This window comes from Leifsonia stereocauli (assembly GCF_038432415.1).
Lineage (GTDB): Bacteria > Actinomycetota > Actinomycetes > Actinomycetales > Microbacteriaceae > Orlajensenia > Orlajensenia stereocauli.
Genome location: NZ_JBCAUN010000002.1, coordinates 77,154 through 94,889, shown reverse-complemented (window position 1 = coordinate 94,889; position 17,736 = coordinate 77,154). Strand labels below are relative to the sequence as shown.

Here is a 17,736-nt window from a genome sequence, read left to right as displayed (position 1 = left end):
CCGACCTGCCCACTTCCGCTGGTCGCGACGGCCTGGTACTAGCGGAAGTGGGCAGGTCGGGAGGACTATGGGCAGGATGAACCCCGCCGCCCGCCGCGTCCAGCGCATCTACCTGGTGCTGATGCTCGGCAACACGTTGGCCGCTTCGCTCATCTGGGGCATCAACACGCTGTTCCTTCTCGACGCTGGACTCACCAACTTCGAGGCTTTCGCCGCGAACGCCTTTTTCACGGCCGGAATGGTGCTGTTCGAGGTGCCGACGGGTGTCGTGGCCGACACCGTGGGTCGCAAGGCGTCCTACCTGCTCGGTACTGTCACGCTCGCCGTCACCACGGCTCTGTACTGGATGCTGTGGGTCTGGCACGCGCCCTTCGTGTGGTGGGCCATCGTGTCGGTGCTGCTCGGCCTGGGCTTCACCTTCTTCTCGGGCGCCGTCGAGGCGTGGCTCGTCGACGCGCTCACCTCCGTCGGCTTCACGGGCTCGCTCGAGGCGGTCTTCGGCCGAGGGCTCGTCGTCACGGGCGTCGCCATGTTCACGGGTTCGGTGCTCGGCGGCGTCATCGCGCAGCTGACGAATCTGGGTGTGCCGTTCGTGCTGAGGGCGGCCGTGCTCGTCGTGATGTTCGTCATCGCCGCTCTGGTGATGAAGGACCTCGGCTTCACTCCCGACCGCTCGGAGGGGCCGATCAAGGCCACGCGCACCGTGTTGAGGGCGTCGGTCGAGTACGGCCTCAAGAAGCGCTCGGTGCGCTACATGATCCTGGCCGCCCCGTTCGCCTCGGGCGTCGGAATCTACGCGTTCTACGCCCTGCAGCCCTACCTGCTCGAGCTCTACGGCGATACCACGGCCTACGGCATCGCCGGGCTCGCCGCGGCGATCTTGTCGCTCGCCCAGGTGGCTGGAGGAGTGCTCGCTCCCCGCGTGCGCACCCTGTTCCGCAGGCGCACGACCGTCGTGATCTCGGCATCCGTCGGCAGCGTGCTGGCGCTCATCGCCCTCGGGCTCAACCAGATGTTCTGGCTGGCGCTCCTCCTGCTGGTGCTGTGGGGCTTCGTGTTCGCCGTGGTGGGACCGGTACGCCAGGCCTACCTCAACGGCATGATCCCGTCGAAGCAGCGCGCCACCGTGCTCTCCTTCGACTCGCTGTTCGGCAGCGCCGGTGGCGTTGTCATCCAGCCGGCCCTCGGTCGCGCTGCCGACCTGTGGGGCTACGGAACATCGCTGGTGATCGGCGGCGTCATCGAGCTCGCCGCCCTGCCGTTCCTGTTCGCGAGCCGGGCGCAGCATGATCCGTCCGACACCGCGGTCGCGCTGACGGATGCCGATCCTGGCGCAGCCCCGGAGTCCGGAGCCGACGCCACGGCGTGACGACTCGACGTCGCCCCTTGTGAGGATTCCTCAGGAGGGCCACCATGGGCAGGTACGGTCCTCCTACCCTTCGACTGCGAGGTTCTCCCGTGTCGCACCGCTCTCTTCCCCTCATCGCCCTCCTCGCCGGAGTCGTGCTGGCCGCCACGCCGGCGCTGGCGGCCTCCGCTGTTCCCGCGGCTCCTCCGGCCGCTGCGAAGCCGAGTCCCGGCGCCCCGGGAATCGGCGATCCCTACTTCCCGCTGTCGGGCAACGGCGGCTACGACGTGAAGCACTACGGCCTGAACGTCGACTACGTGCCGGCGACGGATGTGCTCACGGGCCACGCACTCATCACGGCGAAGGCGACCCAGAACCTCAGTCGCTTCGACCTCGACCTGCACGGGTTGACCGTGAAGTCCATAACCGTGAACGGCCGCAAGGCCACGTGGAAGCGCTCGGGTGATGAGCTCGTGGTCACGCCGGCCTCGGCACTCCGCAAGGGACTGCCGTTCTTCACGACCGTCTCCTACGCGGGAGTGCCGCAGATCTACGAGGACTCCGTGCTCGGCAACGCCGGTTTCTACAACACCGACGACGGCACCCTCGTCGCCGGCCAGCCGTTCGTGGCGGCGAGCTGGTTCCCCTCGAACGACCACCCCGCCGACAAGGCGCTGTACTCCATCCGCATCACGGTTCCGCGAGGGGTCGAGGCGCTGTCGAACGGCAAGCTGCTGGGGCACGGCCGCATCGGCAGCAAGGACCAATGGATCTGGAACGTCGACGAGCCGATGGCCAGCTACCTGGCCACGGCCACCATCGGCCAGTTCGACATCGACGAACGCGATGTCGACGGTATCCACTACCTCGACGCGATCGACCCCGACCTGTTCGCACCGACAGTCACGCCGCGCACGGGCACCGCCTTCGCGTACACCCAGAAGGCCGACGACGCCTACAAGCGACTCAGCCGCACGATCGCTGTGCCCGCCGCCGGAGGCTCGCTGAGCTTCTGGATGGACCGCTCAGTCGAGGAGGGCTGGGACTTCACCTTCGTCGAGGCCGCTCCGACCGGAACCGACGACTGGACCACCCTGCCCGAGCAGAGCGGGATCACGACGATGGATGCCGGCAACTCCGGCTGTGCCGACCTGCTGGCGCAGCATCCGTTCCTCGGCCACTACCTCGGCGACGACGGGACGGGCGAAGCCTGCCTGCCCGCCGGGTCCACCGGCACCTGGTCGGCTGCGACGGGGTCGGGCGAGGGCTGGGAGCTCTGGACGATCGACCTCGCTGACTACGCCGGTCAGTCGGTCGACCTCTCCATCGCCTCCGTCAGCGACTACACCTTCCAGGGAGACGGCGTCGCCATCGACGACGTCACCGGCCCCGGCGGCCAGGGCGCGACCTCGTTCGAGGCTGATGCCGACCCGTTCGACGGCTGGACGGTGCCGGGCGCGCCAGAGGGCAGCCCGGGCAACCTCAACGACTGGATCGCGACGAGTGACGGACCGGCGCCGATCGGCGACCAGGTGAGGTCGAGCCTCGCTCGCGAGCCCGAGGTCATCGCCTTCCTCGAGCAGCAGTTCGGTCCCTATCCGTTCGACGAGGCCGGCGGCATCGTCGACGACTTCGAGGGACTCGGCTTCGCGCTGGAGAACCAGACCCGCCCGATCTACGACCAGTCCTTCTTCAGCGGTTCTCCGGAGCAGGGCGACGGCGTGGTCGTGCACGAGCTGGCGCACCAGTGGTTCGGCGACGACGTGGCGCTGAAGCGCTGGAGCGACATCTGGTTGAACGAGGGCTTCGCCACCTACGCCGAATGGCTGTGGGCAGAGTACGAGGGCTACGCCGATCCGCAGGCGTACTTCGACGACCTCTACTCGGCACCGGCCGATGACGACTTCTGGACCCTGACGATCGGCGACCCCGGCCCCGACGCCATCTTCGACGGAGCCGTCTACGACCGCGGTGCGATGACCCTTCAGGCTCTGCGGCAGACCGTCGGCGACGAGGACTTCTTCGACATCGTGCAGACCTGGGCGCACGTCAAGTCCGGCGGCAACGGCACGACGGCGCAGTTCATCGCGCTCGCCGAATCGATCTCGGGCACCGACCTGGGCGCCTTCTTCGACGACTGGCTGTTCACAGGCGAGAAGCCCGCGGCTCCGGATGCGGCATCCGACGCCCGCACGTTCGAGGCGCCTGACGCTCCGACCAAGCTGCTGGCGCCCTCGCACCCCGAGCAGCGCCGAGGTTAGATCCGCTCGCTGAGGCCCGGACGAAGTCCGCGGTCGAAGCGCTCTGACTGCGCTTCGGGCGGTCGCTTCGCTCGGCCCTCAGCGAGCGGGTGAGCAATCGGGCTCTACGCCGTCGCGCCCGTGATCCCGACGGTCGACTCGATGACGGTCTTCATCTTCTTGTCGAGGGCCTCGAAGAACATCGACAGCGGGAACTCGTCGTCGAGCACGAGATCGGTGTAGCCCTTCGGAGCACCGGCAAGCACCTCGAGCGGCAGCCCGCGCGCCCAGTTCGACGCCGGGTTCGGCGTGAGCACGCCGGCCACGAGGTCGTACGCCGCGAGCCAGTGGGCCGTCTTCGGGCGGTCGATCGACTTCCAGTAGAGCTCGTCGATGGCGTCGCCCAGTGCGACGACGGCATCCGGAACGGCCTCCCAGTCGAAGGCGAGCTGGGTGTCGGTCCAGTGCAGCACGTGGTGCTGGTGCAGCCAGGCGAACAGCAGCTGGCCGCCGAGCCCGTCGTAGTTGCGCACCCGAGAACCGGTGATGGCGAAGCGGAAGATGCGGTCGAAGATCACCGCGTACTGCACCAGCGTGGAGTGGTGCAGGGTCTCGGCCTCGAGCTCGCCGAGGGTCTCACCCTGGGCGACGCGGGCACGCAGCTCCCGCGTGATCTTCACCGACTCGCGGAACGCTGTCAGGTCGCAGCGCAGTTCCTCGAGCGAGTACAGGAAGAACGGCATCCGCTGCTTGATCATGAACGGGTCGAACGGCAGGTCGCCGCGCATGTGCGTGCGGTCGTGGATGAGGTCCCACATCACGAAGGTCTCCTCCGTGAGCCGCTGGTCGTCGAGCATGGCTGCGGCGTCCTCGGGCAGGTCGAGCTTGGTGATCTCGGATGCCGCCCGCACGACACGGCGGTAGCGTGCCGCCTCGCGGTCCTGGAAGATCGCACCCCACGTGAACGTCGGGATGGCGCGCATGGCGACGGTCTCGGGGAACAGCACCGCCGAGTTGGTGTCGTAGCCCGGGGTGAAGTCGACGAAGCGGATGGGCACGAACAGCTTGTTGCCGTAGTCGCCTGCCTCGAGCGCCGCGATGAACTCGGGCCAGATGACCTCGACGAGCACCGCCTCGACGAAGCGGTTCGTCGAGCCGTTCTGCGTGTACATAGGGAAGACCACGAGGTGGCGCAGTCCATCGATACGGTGCTGCTGCGGCTGGAACGCCATCAGCGAGTCGTGGAAGTCGGGTACTCCGAATCCGTCGCTCGCCCAGCGGTCGAAGTCGACGACGAGGGCGTCGAGGTAGGCGGCGTCGTGCGGGAAGGCCGGAGCGAGCTCGGTGACGGCGCTGGTGAGCATCGACACCAGGCCGTGCGCGTGCGCGTGGCTGTCGGCATCGGGAACCGACCCGTCCTTCACCTGCAGCGTCTGCAGCGTGGTGGCGGCGTCCTTGAGGCGGAGCCAGGCGGGATGGGTCTCGACCTCCGCGGCGAGGTGGCGCACATCCTCGAGAACCTCGGGCTCTCCGATGACGGCCTGCGTTGACAGCGTGGCGTTGGACAATGTGAACCTCCGATCCCTCTTGGCGCGCGAGGGAATCCCCGCTTCACCAAGGCTAGACGGGCTGACCGGCCGTTTTCTTGAGGGCCGACGCGGCTTTGCTGCGTGGGTTCCTGCTGCCGAGCAGATTCCCGCTACCCGGCGCAACGGATGCCGCAGCACGTCATCTGCGGTTATGGCCGGGTCCCTTCACAGCTTGCTCATAGGCTGGTCATAGCGAGCGTGCCTAACGTGGCGCGCATCCACAACCCTTCGAAGAAGTCAGAGGTTCGTTCCGTGTCAACTCCCCGCTCCAGCAGCATCTCGCCCGCCAAGCTCGCCCTGCCGATCATCACCCTCGTGCTCGCGCTCGTGGCCGTCGTGGTGGGCTACGTGCAGACGACGACCGGCCTGGCCGACCTCAGCAAGGCCCTCGAGAGCCAGACCGCGACGGCGACCGACGTCTACGGCGGCCAGTCCGCCATCGGTGTCGCGTCCGCCATCCTCTCGGCCGGCATCATCGGCGTCGTCATCTCGCTCGCCGCGATCGGCATCCTCATCGGCCTCAACGGCTTCCGTCGTGACGCCGTGATCGAAGACGTCATCCTCGACGAGGAGTTCCTCGACGATGACGACGTCGACGGCATCGACGAGCTCGAGCTGAACCGGGCCGCTGCGCCTGCTGCCGCTGCGCCGGCTGCCGCTGCGTCCACCGCTCCCGTTCACGCCGAGCCCGTCATCGTGACCGAGCCCGCGGCCGACCCGGCAGAGCCGACCGAGCCCAACGCTCCCGAGGCGCCGACCGCTCGCTAGCCGGCACCACCTTCTCGACGGCCGCGGACTGCGGTGCGTCATCCGCCAGCGGTAGAGTCCGCTTCCATGACGGATGCTGCATCCCAGACCGCGGCCGTCGCGGTTTCCGCGCTCGCCGAGCTCGCCGATCCCGAGCGCGCCGCCGGCAGCCAGGGCTTCTTCAAGACGGCGCCCGGGCAGTACGGCGCGGGCGATGTCTTCATCGGCATCACGGTTCCGGCCCAGCGTCGTGTGGCGAAGCAGTTCCCGTCGTTGCCCGTGTCGGAGCTCGACATCCTGCTCGACTCCGAGGTGCACGAGCACAGGCTGACCGGCCTGATCATCGCCGGCAACCTCTTCGAGCGGGCCTCGCGTCCGGCCGGGATCGATGATTCGCTGCGCGACGACCTCGCGGACTGGTACCTCGCGACGGTGCGCCGCGGCCGGGTGAATAACTGGGACCTGGTCGACTCCTCGGCCGGCGTCATCCTCGGCGGCTGGCTCTTCGATCGCCCGCGTGACGTGCTGTTCGAGCTCGCCACGAGTCCCCTGTTGTGGGAGCGACGGGTGGCGATCATCACGACGCAGGGCTTCATCAACCGGGGCGATGCGTCGACGACGCTGGAGCTGGCGCCGATGCTGCTCGGAGACAGCGAGGACCTCATGCACAAGGCCGTCGGCTGGATGCTGCGCGAGGTCGGCAAGCGCGTCGACCGGGAGCTGCTGATCGGTTTCCTCGACGAGTACGCCGGGCGGATGCCGCGCACGGCGCTCTCCTACGCCACCGAGCACCTCACTCCCGAGCAGCGGGCGCACTACCGGGCGGTGCCGCGAACCTCCGTCCGCTGAGTACCGGATGCAGTCCGCGGGCGAAGCGCAGCGTCCGTCCGCAGCAGCCAGATCGCGTATCCGCAGACCCAGCCCAGGCCGATGCCCACGGCCACCAGCAGCAGGATGCTGAAGAGCGGCCAGCCCGGCAGGCTCAGCACGAAGCAGACGCCGGCGGCGATCCAGCTGAGTACTGCGGCACCACGGTGACCATCGAGCCAGATGCGGCGAGCTGCCACGGCGATGCCCGCGACGATCGCGGTGAAGGCGACGGGCGGTGCGACGGCGTGCATCAGGCCGTGGAAGCTGAGGCTCGGTGGGATGCCCTCCGGTGCTCCGACCGGGAAGCCGAGGGCGGCATCGGGCGGGAAGACGCCGCCGAGGATCATGCCGAAGCCGCCGATCGCGAACAGGATGGGCGCCCACAGCCGTGCGGCGCCGGGACGCAGGCGGCGCGCCAACCCGAGCGAGAAGACGATGAGCAGCGTGCCGGCGACGATGAAGTTGACGATCTGGATCCACCCCAGGTCGCCGAGCGAGAGCAGGCTGATCGGATGCCGCGTGAGATCGAATCCGGGCCGGAGACCGGCCTGCAGCAGGGCCGTGGTGATGAACAGCGGTCCGGCGATCACGCCGGCGGTCAGCTGCGCCCGGGTCGCCGCATCCGTTCCGCTGGTCGCGACGGCGGTGGTGGTGGTGGTGGTCATGACGAACTCCTTCATTCGGACCTCGGACGAGGTCGTTCACTGTTTCGTCGCCGGCATGGATGCATTCTCGACATCCGTTCGCGAGAATTTCCGCAGCGCATGTCGAGAATCGGTCCTGGCACGCGACGACAGGGTGAGAGCGGGCATCCGGCCCGCGAGAACGAGGAGAGCATCATGCGATTCATGTGCCTGGTCCGTACCGACGAAACCGCGACGATCGGCCAGACCCCCGACGGGGTGTGGAAGCGGATGGCGGAGTACGAACAGGAGGGTCGTCGTAACGGCACCCTCGTCGACATCGGCGGCCTGCTGCCGAGCGCGAGCGGAGCGATCGTGTCCCTCGCGGATGGGCGCATCAGCACCGTCGACGGTCCTTTCGCAGACACCCGCGAACTGATCGGCGGATACGCCATCATCGAGGTGCACTCGAGGGAGGAGGCGGTTGAACTCGGCCGTCGTGTCCTCCAGATCCACGTCGAGGAATGGCCCGGCTGGGAAGGCGACGTGGAGGTGCGTCAGCTCGCGGCGTCGCAGAGCGAGATCATCGGCTACTGACTCCGACCGGCGGGACATCGCCCCTTGAGGCGGTGGCACGGGGGTCGGGAGAATCAGGTTCCGTGGAGCCGACGACAGCCCGCGCCGCCGTCGAGGCCGTCTGGCGCCTCGAGTCGACGGCCATCATCGCGACGCTCGTGCGGGTCGTCCGTGACGTCGCTCTCGCCGAGGACCTGGCGCAGGACGCCGTCGTGGCGGCACTCGATCAGTGGCCGCGCACGGGGATCCCGGCCAAGCCGGCCGCGTGGCTCATGGCCGTGGCCAAGCGCCGTGCCATGGACGCCTTCCGTGCCGACGCCCGGGGCGATCGGGTTGTCGCGAGACTCGCGATGGACCTCGAGTGGGCATCCGCTGACGATCCGACGGCCGCCATCGACCACGTCGACGACGACGTGCTGCGGCTCATGTTCATCTGCTGCCACCCGGTGCTGACCGAGGAGGGGAGGACCACGCTCACGCTCAGGCTCGTCGCCGGACTGACCGCACGGGAGATCGCGCGGGCGTATCTCACCTCGGAGGCGACGATCGCCCAGCGCATCTCGCGCGCCAAGCGCACGCTCACCGAGGCGGGGGCCGCGATCGAGGAGCCGAGCGAGGCGGAGCGGGCCGAGCGGATGGGTGCCGTCCTGCGGGTCGTCTACCTGCTCTTCAACGAGGGCTACGCGGCCACCGAAGGCCAGGACTGGATGCGACCGGCGCTGTGCGTCGAGGCGATCAGGGTGGGGCGCATCCTCACGACGGTGGCCCCGACGGAATCGGAGGCGCAGGGCCTGTTGGCGCTCATGGAGCTGCAATCGTCGCGCCTGCGCGCCAGGGTCGATGCCGCCGGACGGCCCGTGCTGCTCGACGACCAGGACCGTTCGCGCTGGGATTCCGGCAGCATCTCGCGTGGGTCGGCCGCGCTGGCGGAGGCACGGAGACTGGCTGCCGGAGCCGATGGTCCCTACCTGCTTCAAGCGCGGATCGCCGCCTGTCATGCGCATGCCGAGTCGACGGATGCCACGGACTGGGCCCTGCTTGCAGAACTCTACGAACAGCTCGCCCGCCTCACCGGCTCTCCCGTCGTCGAACTCAACCGGGCCGTGGTGCTCGGTCGGGCCGTCGGACCTGAGGCCGGCCTCGCCCTCGTCGACCAGCTCGTCGACCACCCGGCACTCCGCGGCTACCACCTGCTCCCGGCCGTCCGCGCCGATCTCCTCCAGAAGCTCGGGCGTCGGGCGGAGGCGGTGGAGGAGTACCTGCGCGCCGCCGAACTGGCGACGAATCTCTCGGAGCGCGACTTCCTCCGGGAGCGGGCGGCGGATGCGGCTGCTCGATGACCGACCCGCCGAGCGCTTCGGGCGCGGACTGCGTCCGGTCCTCAGCGACCGACGTCCTCAGCGACCGACGCCCTCAGCGACCGACGATCTCAGCGATGCGCCCGGGCACCGTCTCGTCCTGCAGCGACGTCGTATCACCCAGCGTGCGGCCCTCGGCGATATCGACGAGCAGGCGCCGCATGATCTTGCCGGAACGGGTCTTCGGCAGGTCCGGCACCAGCACGATGTCGCGTGGCTTGGCGATCGGGCCGATGAGATGCGCAACATGCCGGCGCAGCTCGTGGAGCAGATCGGCGTCGTCGAGCACGCCGGATGACGGCACGACGAACGCGGCGATGGCCTCGCCCGTGAGCGCATCCGTCACCCCGACGGCCCCGGCCTCGCCGACGGCGGGGTGTGCCACCAGAGCTGACTCGATCTCGATCGTCGACAGCCTGTGGCCCGACACGTTGATCACGTCGTCGACGCGTCCGAGCAGCCAGATGTCGCCGTCGGCGTCGTACTTGGCGCCGTCGCCCGAGAAGAACAGGCCCTGCTCGGCGAAGCGCGCCCAGTACGAGTCGCGGTAGCGCTCGGGGTTGCCCCAGATCGTGCGCGCCATCCCGGGCCACGTGCCCTCGATCACGAGGTAGCCGCCGGTTCCCCGCGCGACCTTCACCCCGTTCTCGTCGACGACGGATGCCCGCAGTCCTGGGAGCGCGCGCAGGGCCGAACCGGGCTTCAACGTCGAGACCCCGGGCAGCGGCGCCATGATCGCGGCGCCGGTCTCCGACTGCCACCAGGTGTCGACGATGGGCGCTCGGCCGGCGCCGATGTTGTCGCGGAACCACATCCACGCCTCGGGGTTGATCGCCTCGCCGACGGACCCGAGCAGGCGGATGCTCGACAGGTCGTGCGCGGCGGGAACTCCGTCGGGGAACCAGGTCATGAGACTGCGGATCAGCGTGGGTGCGGTGTAGTACGTCGAGACGCCGTAGCGCTCGATGATCTCGAAGTGCCGCGCCGAGTGCGGAGTGTTGGGCGTGCCCTCGTAGATGACGCTCGTGACCCCGTTCGACAGTGGGCCGTAGAGCACGTAGCTGTGCGCCGTGACCCAGGCGAGGTCGGCGGTGCACCAGTACACGTCGGTTTCGGGCTTCGCGTCGAAGACGGCCCAATGCGTGTAAGAGGCGTGCGTGAGGTAGCCGCCACTCGTGTGCACGAGCCCCTTCGGCTTCCCCGTCGTCCCGCTCGTGTAGATGATGAACAGCGGCGTCTCGGCGTCGAAGAACTCAGGGGTGTGCACGTCGGATGCCGCCGCAACGGCATCGTGCCACCAGACGTCGCGCCCCTCGGTCCACGGGATGTCCGGCGTCTCGTCGCCGGTGCGGCGGATGACGAGGACGTGCTCGATCGAGGCGACGCCGGCGACGGCGGCATCCGCCGCCTCCTTGACGGCCACAGCCCTGCCGCGACGGAACTGGCCGTCGGTCGTGATGAGCAGCTTCGCGCCCGTGTCTTCCACGCGGAACCTGAGCGCCTCGGCCGAGAAGCCGCCGAAGACGAGCGAATGCACGGCGCCGATGCGGGCGATGGCGAGGGTCGCGATGACGGTCTCGAGCAGCACCGGCAGGTAGACGACGACGCGGTCGCCCTGGGAGATGCCGAGGGCCGTGAGGGCGTTGGCGGCGCGGGCCACCTCGCGTTGCAATTCCGCATAGCTGAGCGAGCGGCGGTCTCCGCTCTCGCCCTCGAAGTGGAAGGCGATGCGCTCGCCGTTCCCGGCGTCGACGTGCCGATCGACGCAGTTGACGGCCACGTTGAGGCGTCCGCCCGAGAACCACTCGGCACGCGGTACCGAGAGCTCGCCCGCGGCATCCGTCACCGCGGGGTGCCAGCTGTGGTCGGTGTGCCACGGCTCGGTCCAGTCGAGGCGCTCGGCCTGCTCGGACCAGAAGGCGACGGGGTCGGATGCCGCACGCTCGTACTCCGAGTGCGGAACGTTCGCCTCGGCGGTGAACGCCGCGGGTGCGGGGAAGCGGCGCTGCTCGTCGAGCAGGGCGCTGATGGTGTCGTTCAGGCCCACTTGCGCACCGCCCACTTCTCGAAGAGACCGACGAGCGCATCCGTCAGCTTGCCCAGCAGGGCCAGCAGGATGATCGCCAGGAAGATGCGGTCGATGCGGCCGCTCTGGCCGGAGTCGAGCAGCAGGAAGCCGAGACCCATCGACGATGCGATGAGCTCGGCGGCCACGAGGAACAGCCACGACTGGGCGAGTGCGAGGCGGAGGCCCGAGATGACCGACGGAACGACGGCGGGGAGCTGCACGGTGGTGAACAGCCGCACGCCGCTGAGGCCGAAGGCGCGGCCGGCCTCGATGAGGTGGCGGTCGACGTGCCGCAGGGCGGAGGCCACGATCGTGTAGACGGGGAAGAACGCCCCGATCGAGATGAGGATGATCTTCGATTCCTCGCCGATCTTGAACCAGAGGATGAGCAGGGGGATCCAGGCGAGGGACGGCACGGCGCGGATCGCTCCGAGCGTGGGGGCGAGGAGGATGTCGGCGAGGCGCGACAGGCCGACCACGGCTCCGATCAGGAGGCCGAGCGCGCCGCCGATGGCGAAGCCGAGCAGCACGCGCTGGGTCGAGATGGCGACGTAGAGTCCGAGCAGGCCGCGCTGGGCGAGATCGACGGCGGCGAGCCAGACCATCTCGGGCGACGGCAGCTGGGAGATCGGCACCAGCCCGGTGGTCGACGCGATCTGCCAGGCGGCGAGGATGAGCACCGGGAGGATCGCGCCGCCGACGATGACGAACCAGCGCCGGCTGGTGAGGCGCTTGCGCCCGTTCCGTCGAGGGCCGGTTTCCCCCTGGGGTCGCCGGGTCCCGGCATCCGGAGCAGCGGGGCGCTCGGCGAAGGAGCTGCCGAAGACACCGGCGACCACCTGCGTGCGAGCGTCATGGTCGGTCTGGTAGCTCAACGGTCTCTCCTCTCGGGTGCTGCTCTTCGTGCTGTGCTCGTGCGGGGCACCGGGATCCGGCACCCCGCACGTGCGGCTCCTGCTAGCCGATCGCGTCGGCGTCTGCTGCCTTGGCGTAGGTGTCGTTCACGATGGTGTCGATGGCGTCGTCGACCTGCTGCTGGGTCTGCACGTCGCCGTTCTCGACGAACACCGGGCCGATGGTCTTCAGCACGGAGATCTGAGCGTCACCGGGAACGTTGTCGACGTCGAGGTTGGTGCGCTCCGAGATGACCTTGGTGGCCACGGCCGGGTCGAGGCTGGCGACGGAGGCCAGGATCTCCGCGGTCTCCTCCGGGCTGTCGAGAGCCCACGCGCGAGCGTGCTCGTAGGCGTTGACGACGGTCTGCGCGACGTCGGGCTTGGCCTTCAGGAACGACTCGGTGGCGTTCAGGAAGCCGTAGCTGTTGAAGTCGACGTTGCGGTAGATGAGCTGGGCGCCCGACTCCTCGGCCCCGGCCATGATCGGGTCGAGGCCGGCCCAGGCGTCGACGGATCCGTTCTGCAGTGCGGCCCAGCCGTCGGCGTGCTGCAGATTCTGCACGGTCACGTCGGATGCGGACAGACCCGCCTCCTCCAGGGACTGCAGCAGGAAGAAGTAGGGGTCGGTGCCCTTCGTTGCTGCGACCTGCTTGCCCTCGAGCTCGGTCACGTCGGTGATAGGCGAATCCTTGCCGACGACGATGGCCGACCATTCGGGCTGCGAGTAGATGTCGATGACCTGGATGGGCGAGCCGTTCGAGCGAGCCAACAGTGCAGCCGATCCCGCGGTGGATCCCACATCGATTGCGCCGGCGCGCAGCGCCTCGTTGGCCTTGTTCGAGCCGGCCGATTGCACCCAGTTGACGGTGATGTCCTGCTCGGCCAGAGCATCCTCGAGCCAGCCCTGGTCCTTGATCACGAGGCTCAGCGGGTTGTAGGTGGCGAAGTCGATGTTCAGAGTTCCGCCCTGGGTGACGACGGCATCGCCATCGCCGGAGCTGGTCTCGGCCGGCGCGGCTGCGGAGCCCTCACCGGCGACGCAGCCGGTGAGCATGAGGGCGACGGATGCCGCTGCCGCGACGATCGCGGCTGTCGTCGATGTCTTTCGAAGGAAGGTCATGGCGTGTCTCTCCTGGTGCTGTGAGGGAAGTGGTGCAGGGAGGTGGTGTGGTGCCGTGTGGTGCTGGAGGTGCTGTGGTGCGTTGGTTCTTCGTGGGTCAGTAGGGGAAGGCGGGGATGGTCGTGCTGCTCGCGATGCCGCGGGCGTGGCCGTGCCGATCGATGCCCAGGCCCGCGAGCAGGCGGGCTCGCAACTCGGCGAGCTCCGCTGAGCCGCGATCGCGGGGCCGGCGACCGGGAACAGTGACGGTCTCGAGAACGGATGCCGCCGCGTCGCCGTCGGCGCGCCCGAGCAGCACGATGCGGTCGGCCAGTTGCAGTGCCTCGTCGACGTCGTGCGTGACGAGCAGCACAGTGGTGGGCTCGGCCGCGTGGATGTCGAGGAGGAGGTCCTGCATCTTGAGGCGGGTGAGGGCGTCGAGTGCTCCGAACGGCTCGTCGAGGAGCAGCACGCCGGGGCGGCGGGCGAGGGCGCGTGCGAGCGACGCGCGCTGGGCCATCCCGCCCGACACCTCACGCGGCCGCTGACCGGCGGCATCCGCCAGCCCGACGAGCTCGAGCAGGCGATCGACGCCGGCGCGGGCCGTGGCCCTCGCCGTGCCGCGCGGAACACCGAGTGCCACGTTGTCCGCGATGCTGCGCCAAGGGAGCAGGCGCGGCTCCTGGAAGCCGACCGCGGTGCGGGGGTCGTACGTGGCGACTGGGGTGCCGTCGATGCTCACGCTGCCCGAGGTCTGGGTGTCGAGTCCGCCGGCGATGCGCAGCAGCGTGGACTTGCCGCATCCGCTCGCCCCGATGATGGCGACGATCTCACCGGGCTCGACCCGCAGGTCGACGTCGGCGAGCACGGGCCTCGCGGGGTCGAAGGCCCGACCCAGGCCCGCGAACTCGACCGAGACCGCGACGCCGGCTGGCGTCGTTGAGGTCGCGGAATCGGAGGGCATCCTTCGAAATTACCCACCGTATGCATGCGTCGGTCGGGCGCGCGAGACACGACGTAACAGTGCGTTGCCCGGCGTCGCAGGGCGCCTCGCTAGAGGTTCTTGCGCATGTGAACACTGGTGACGCCGTACCCGACGCGGTCGTAGAGCCTGCGCGCCGTGTCGTTGCCGCCGAACACATTGAGCCCGATCGCGGTGGCTCCGGCCGCGCGGGCGACGTCCTCGGCGAGCAGCATGGTGGCCTCGGCGATGCCGCGGCGACGGAACGCCTCATGCACCTCGATGTCCCAGATCCACCAGTCGCCTCCGGCCCCGTCCGCCGTCGGCCCGATCCACAGCCAACCGGCATCGCCCCCGTCGACCGTGATGGTGAAGATGCGGTGGCCATCGACCGGCACACCATGGGGGAAGAACTTCGCCTGCGAGCTCGCGGCGGCGTTGGCGGCCTCGCCGGGGCTGTCGCCGGCATCGATGCGCGCCTGCTCGTAGAGCGAGTTCGAGACCGGCAGCCATGCGGCGAGCTGCTCGGGAGTCTTGTCGACGAGGGTGACGGATGCAGCAGGGCTCATGGGTCCCATTCTGGCGGGTGCGCTTCGACCTCGCTCGGACTCCGTCCGGACCTCGGCTCGCCACTTCCGGTCGCCATGCGCCGCGCAGTCCGACCGAAAGTGGCGAGCCGGCGTTGTGCCGGGCGAGCGGCGACCCACCCTTCTGACGGAGTGCGCTCGGCCTGTGCTGCGACAATGAATCCATGACGAGAACCGTGCGTGGCGCATCAGTACTGATCACCGGGGCGGCCATGGGCATGGGGCGGTTGTACGCCGAGCGGGCGGTCGCGGAAGGGGCGGCATCCGTCGTGCTCTGGGACCGTGACGCCCACGCCCTGGCCCAGACCGTCGGCGACCTCGGCACGGCCTCGAAGGGGCGCACCCGCATCCACTCCTACGTCGTGGACGTGGCCGATCTCGGTGCCATCGCCAAGGCGGCGCAGAAGGTGCGCAAGGAGGTCGGCAATCCCGACGTGCTCATCAACAACGCCGGGGTCGTGCGCGGCAACGGGTACTTCTGGGAGACCGACAACGGCGACGACACCCGCCCGACGATGCAGGTGAACGCCCTCGCGCCCATGTACATCACACGCGAGTTCCTGCCCGGCATGGTGGCCCGCGCCTATCGGGCGTCGCGCATCGTGAACATCGCGTCGGCGGCCGGCATGATCTCGAACCCCCGCATGAGCGTCTACGCGGCGTCGAAAGCCGCGCTCATCGGCTGGAGCGACTCACTGCGCCTCGAGCTGGTGCGTGACGACCACGCCAATGTGAAGGTCACCACAGTGGCTCCCAGCTACATCTCGACGGGCATGTTCGACGGCGCACGCGGGCCGCTGCTCACGCCGATCATGACGCCGGAGTACGTGGTCGACCAGGTCTGGAGGGCCATGCTCGCCGGGCGCCCGATGCTCATGCTGCCCTGGACGGTCGGGTTCTCGAAGGTGCTGCGCGGGGTCCTTCCGGCTGCCGCCTTCGATGCCGTCGCCGGTCGCTTCTTCGGCGTCTACCGCTCGATGGACCGCTTCACCGGGCGCTAGGACCCCTGCCTGCGGAGCCGGCCCACCTTCGGTGCCGCTGCCCGCGTTGGGGTGTGGGCCGTGCACGAGAGGTGGGCCCCAAGCGCGAGAGTCAGAAGATCATCGGCCGGTCGTCGTGGTCGTCGTCGTCGGCGAGCTCGATGTCGACGAGAACGGGCACGTGGTCGCTGGGGGCGTCGCCCTTGCGTTCGTTGCGGTGGATGGAGGCATCCGTCACCAGATCGGCGAAGGCCGGCGAGCCGAGGATGAAATCGATACGCAGGCCCTCGTTGCGCGGGAACCGCAGCTGCTTGTAGTCCCAGTAGGTGTATCCGGTGGGCAGGATCGGGCGCACGACATCGCTGAGGCCCGCCTCCTCGAGCGAGGCGAACGCAGCGCGCTCGGGAGGGGAGATGTGGGTCGACAGGCCGGGGACGAGGGTGGGGTCCCCCACGTCGGCGTCGGTGGGGGCGACGTTGAAGTCGCCCATGAGTGCCAGGGGCAGGTGCGGGTCGGATGCGAGCGAGTCGCGCGTGTAGGCGGCGAGCGCCTCGTACCAGTCGAGCTTGTAGGTGTAGTGGGGGTCGTCGAGTGAGCGGCCGTTGGGAACGTAGAGGCTCCACAGGCGCATGCCGTCGATGGTGACGCCCAGGGCGCGCGCCTCCTGTGGCTGATCCGGCCCCTCGATGCCCTTGAGGAAGCCGGGCATGGCGGGAAACGCGTGCTCGACGTCGGTGATCGGCGTGCGGCTCGCGAAGGCAACGCCGTTCCACTGGCTCAGGCCGTGGGCGATGACCTCGTAGCCCGCCTCCTCGAACTGCTCGTAGGGAAACTGCTCGGGCTTGCACTTGATCTCCTGCATCGCGAGCACGTCGACGTCTTCGCGCACCATCCAGTCGACGGTGCGGCCCACGCGGGCGCGGATCGAGTTGACGTTCCAGGTGGCGATGCGCATACCGAGAACGCTACCGGCTGCCCAGGACGCGGACCGAACCGACAGAAGTCGAGGATGCGTCACCACAAGTGGGGGGCGCCCGAACGGGGGCCGAGGGCATACAGTGAGCACTGTCTATCACCCGAAGACAGACCGGAACCCGAATCCGAAATGCGGAGGCCATTGTGCTCCGAAGTATCCCTGCTGCCCTGTTTCTCGCTGCCACGATCGTGCTCGTGCCGACCGTGGCCCATGCGGAGGACTATGTCCCACGCACTCCCCCGGTCGAGCCATCGATCGCGGGATCAGCCGCGACCGGTGTGTGCGACGGCGACGTGCCGTACATCGTCTACGACGTCACCCTCACCGATCCCGACGACACCTCGACGAGTCATACCGCCTATCTCACTCTGTCGGGCGGTGGTCAATCCGAGACGTTCCTGCTCGGCGAGATCGTCGGCGGCGAGCTGAGTGGGAGCATGCTCTGGCCCGGTGCCAGCGTCGGCCCGAACGGCGAGCCGACAGGCTGGCCGGGCTGGATGCAGGTCGGTGGCACCTGGGTGCAGACCGACGGCAACTACGGCTGGACCCGAGGCGTCACCTCGGCCCTGATCACGGTCAACCCCGAGACCAGCGTGCCGCTGAGCTACCCGCCTGCGTCGCCGAACTGCGTGATGGCTCCCCCCGGAACCGACCCCGCGCCGCCCGGATCGAGCACGACGTCGGCGTCTGGCACGGGACTGGCTGAAACGGGCGTGAGCCCGGTGCTGCTGCCCCTCGGCGTCGGCTCGGTCCTGGTGATCCTCGCCGGGCTCGTGTTCTTCCTCGTGCGGCGTCGCACTCACACCAGCACCCGCTGA

16 protein-coding genes are annotated in these 17,736 nt (G+C 69.0%); 8 read left to right on the top strand and 8 right to left on the bottom strand.

All coding sequences use genetic code 11. The annotated features are described in order from the left end of the window. Positions 1–76: 76 nt before the first annotated feature. A complete protein-coding gene (locus AADV74_RS09305) occupies positions 77–1,369 on the top strand; it encodes an MFS transporter (protein WP_342113324.1) in 1,293 nt (430 codons plus the stop codon). 89 nt (positions 1,370–1,458) lie between these two features. After that, positions 1,459–3,609 carry a M1 family metallopeptidase gene (locus AADV74_RS09300; RefSeq protein ID WP_342113322.1) on the top strand — a complete coding sequence of 717 codons (2,151 nt, stop codon included), beginning with the start codon at positions 1,459–1,461 and terminating at the stop codon, positions 3,607–3,609. A 104-nt stretch (positions 3,610–3,713) separates the two neighbouring features. On the opposite strand, the gene AADV74_RS09295 is transcribed toward AADV74_RS09300, so the two are convergent. Next, entirely contained in the window at positions 3,714–5,156 is a 1,443-nt protein-coding gene (locus tag AADV74_RS09295) for a DUF6421 family protein (RefSeq protein ID WP_342113320.1), read from the bottom strand. 273 nt (positions 5,157–5,429) lie between these two features. Between AADV74_RS09295 and AADV74_RS09290 the strand changes: the two genes are divergently transcribed. Both AADV74_RS09290 and AADV74_RS09285 read left to right on the top strand, forming a co-directional pair. Beyond that, on the top strand, positions 5,430–5,945 hold the full coding sequence (locus AADV74_RS09290) for a hypothetical protein (protein WP_342113318.1): 516 nt from the start codon (positions 5,430–5,432) through the stop codon (positions 5,943–5,945). 66 nt (positions 5,946–6,011) lie between these two features. Continuing rightward, the gene (locus AADV74_RS09285) at positions 6,012–6,773 is read left to right on the top strand and encodes a DNA alkylation repair protein (protein ID WP_342113316.1); all 762 of its coding nucleotides are present in this window, start codon (positions 6,012–6,014) and stop codon (positions 6,771–6,773) included. Here AADV74_RS09285 and AADV74_RS09280 read toward each other — a convergent pair. Next, positions 6,740–7,459: a DUF998 domain-containing protein gene (locus AADV74_RS09280; RefSeq protein WP_342113315.1), complete on the bottom strand. Its 720-nt coding sequence runs from the start codon at positions 7,457–7,459 to the stop codon at positions 6,740–6,742. The two genes, AADV74_RS09285 and AADV74_RS09280, sit on opposite strands and share 34 nt — an antisense overlap. A 99-nt stretch (positions 7,460–7,558) precedes the next feature. On the opposite strand from AADV74_RS09280, the gene AADV74_RS09275 reads away from it, so the two are divergent. Both AADV74_RS09275 and AADV74_RS09270 read left to right on the top strand, forming a co-directional pair. Then, on the top strand, positions 7,559–8,014 hold the full coding sequence (locus AADV74_RS09275) for a YciI family protein (protein ID WP_342113313.1): 456 nt from the start codon (positions 7,559–7,561) through the stop codon (positions 8,012–8,014). A gap of 62 nt (positions 8,015–8,076) precedes the next feature. Next, positions 8,077–9,333, top strand: a complete 1,257-nt coding sequence (locus AADV74_RS09270; protein ID WP_342113310.1) for an RNA polymerase sigma factor — start codon at positions 8,077–8,079, stop codon at positions 9,331–9,333. 73 nt (positions 9,334–9,406) lie between these two features. On the opposite strand, the gene acs is transcribed toward AADV74_RS09270, so the two are convergent. The 5 genes from acs to AADV74_RS09245 form a co-directional block, all read right to left on the bottom strand. Continuing rightward, positions 9,407–11,392, bottom strand: coding sequence for an acetate--CoA ligase (gene acs / locus AADV74_RS09265; protein WP_342115133.1), 1,986 nt, complete (start codon positions 11,390–11,392; stop codon positions 9,407–9,409). Next, positions 11,389–12,294 (bottom strand): ABC transporter permease, encoded by a 906-nt coding sequence (locus AADV74_RS09260; protein WP_342113308.1) that lies wholly within the window; start codon positions 12,292–12,294, stop codon positions 11,389–11,391. The genes acs and AADV74_RS09260 overlap by 4 nt, the downstream gene beginning before the upstream one ends. An 82-nt stretch (positions 12,295–12,376) precedes the next feature. Continuing rightward, entirely contained in the window at positions 12,377–13,435 is a 1,059-nt protein-coding gene (locus tag AADV74_RS09255; RefSeq protein ID WP_342113306.1) for an aliphatic sulfonate ABC transporter substrate-binding protein, read from the bottom strand. 97 nt (positions 13,436–13,532) lie between these two features. Continuing rightward, a complete protein-coding gene (locus AADV74_RS09250) occupies positions 13,533–14,378 on the bottom strand; it encodes an ABC transporter ATP-binding protein (RefSeq protein WP_342113304.1) in 846 nt (281 codons plus the stop codon). A gap of 89 nt (positions 14,379–14,467) precedes the next feature. Beyond that, positions 14,468–14,944, bottom strand: coding sequence for a GNAT family N-acetyltransferase (locus AADV74_RS09245; protein WP_342113302.1), 477 nt, complete (start codon positions 14,942–14,944; stop codon positions 14,468–14,470). Between the two features lie 182 nt (positions 14,945–15,126). Here AADV74_RS09245 and AADV74_RS09240 point away from each other — a divergent pair, with 182 nt between their 5' ends. Continuing rightward, the gene (locus AADV74_RS09240) at positions 15,127–15,963 is read left to right on the top strand and encodes an SDR family oxidoreductase (RefSeq protein WP_342113301.1); all 837 of its coding nucleotides are present in this window, start codon (positions 15,127–15,129) and stop codon (positions 15,961–15,963) included. A 91-nt stretch (positions 15,964–16,054) separates the two neighbouring features. Here the strand turns inward: AADV74_RS09240 and AADV74_RS09235 are convergent, their stop codons facing one another. Beyond that, complete coding sequence (locus tag AADV74_RS09235; protein WP_342113298.1) at positions 16,055–16,897, bottom strand: exodeoxyribonuclease III; 843 nt, start codon at positions 16,895–16,897, stop codon at positions 16,055–16,057. 215 nt (positions 16,898–17,112) lie between these two features. On the opposite strand from AADV74_RS09235, the gene AADV74_RS09230 reads away from it, so the two are divergent. After that, positions 17,113–17,736, top strand: coding sequence for a cell wall protein (locus tag AADV74_RS09230; RefSeq protein WP_342113296.1), 624 nt, complete (start codon positions 17,113–17,115; stop codon positions 17,734–17,736).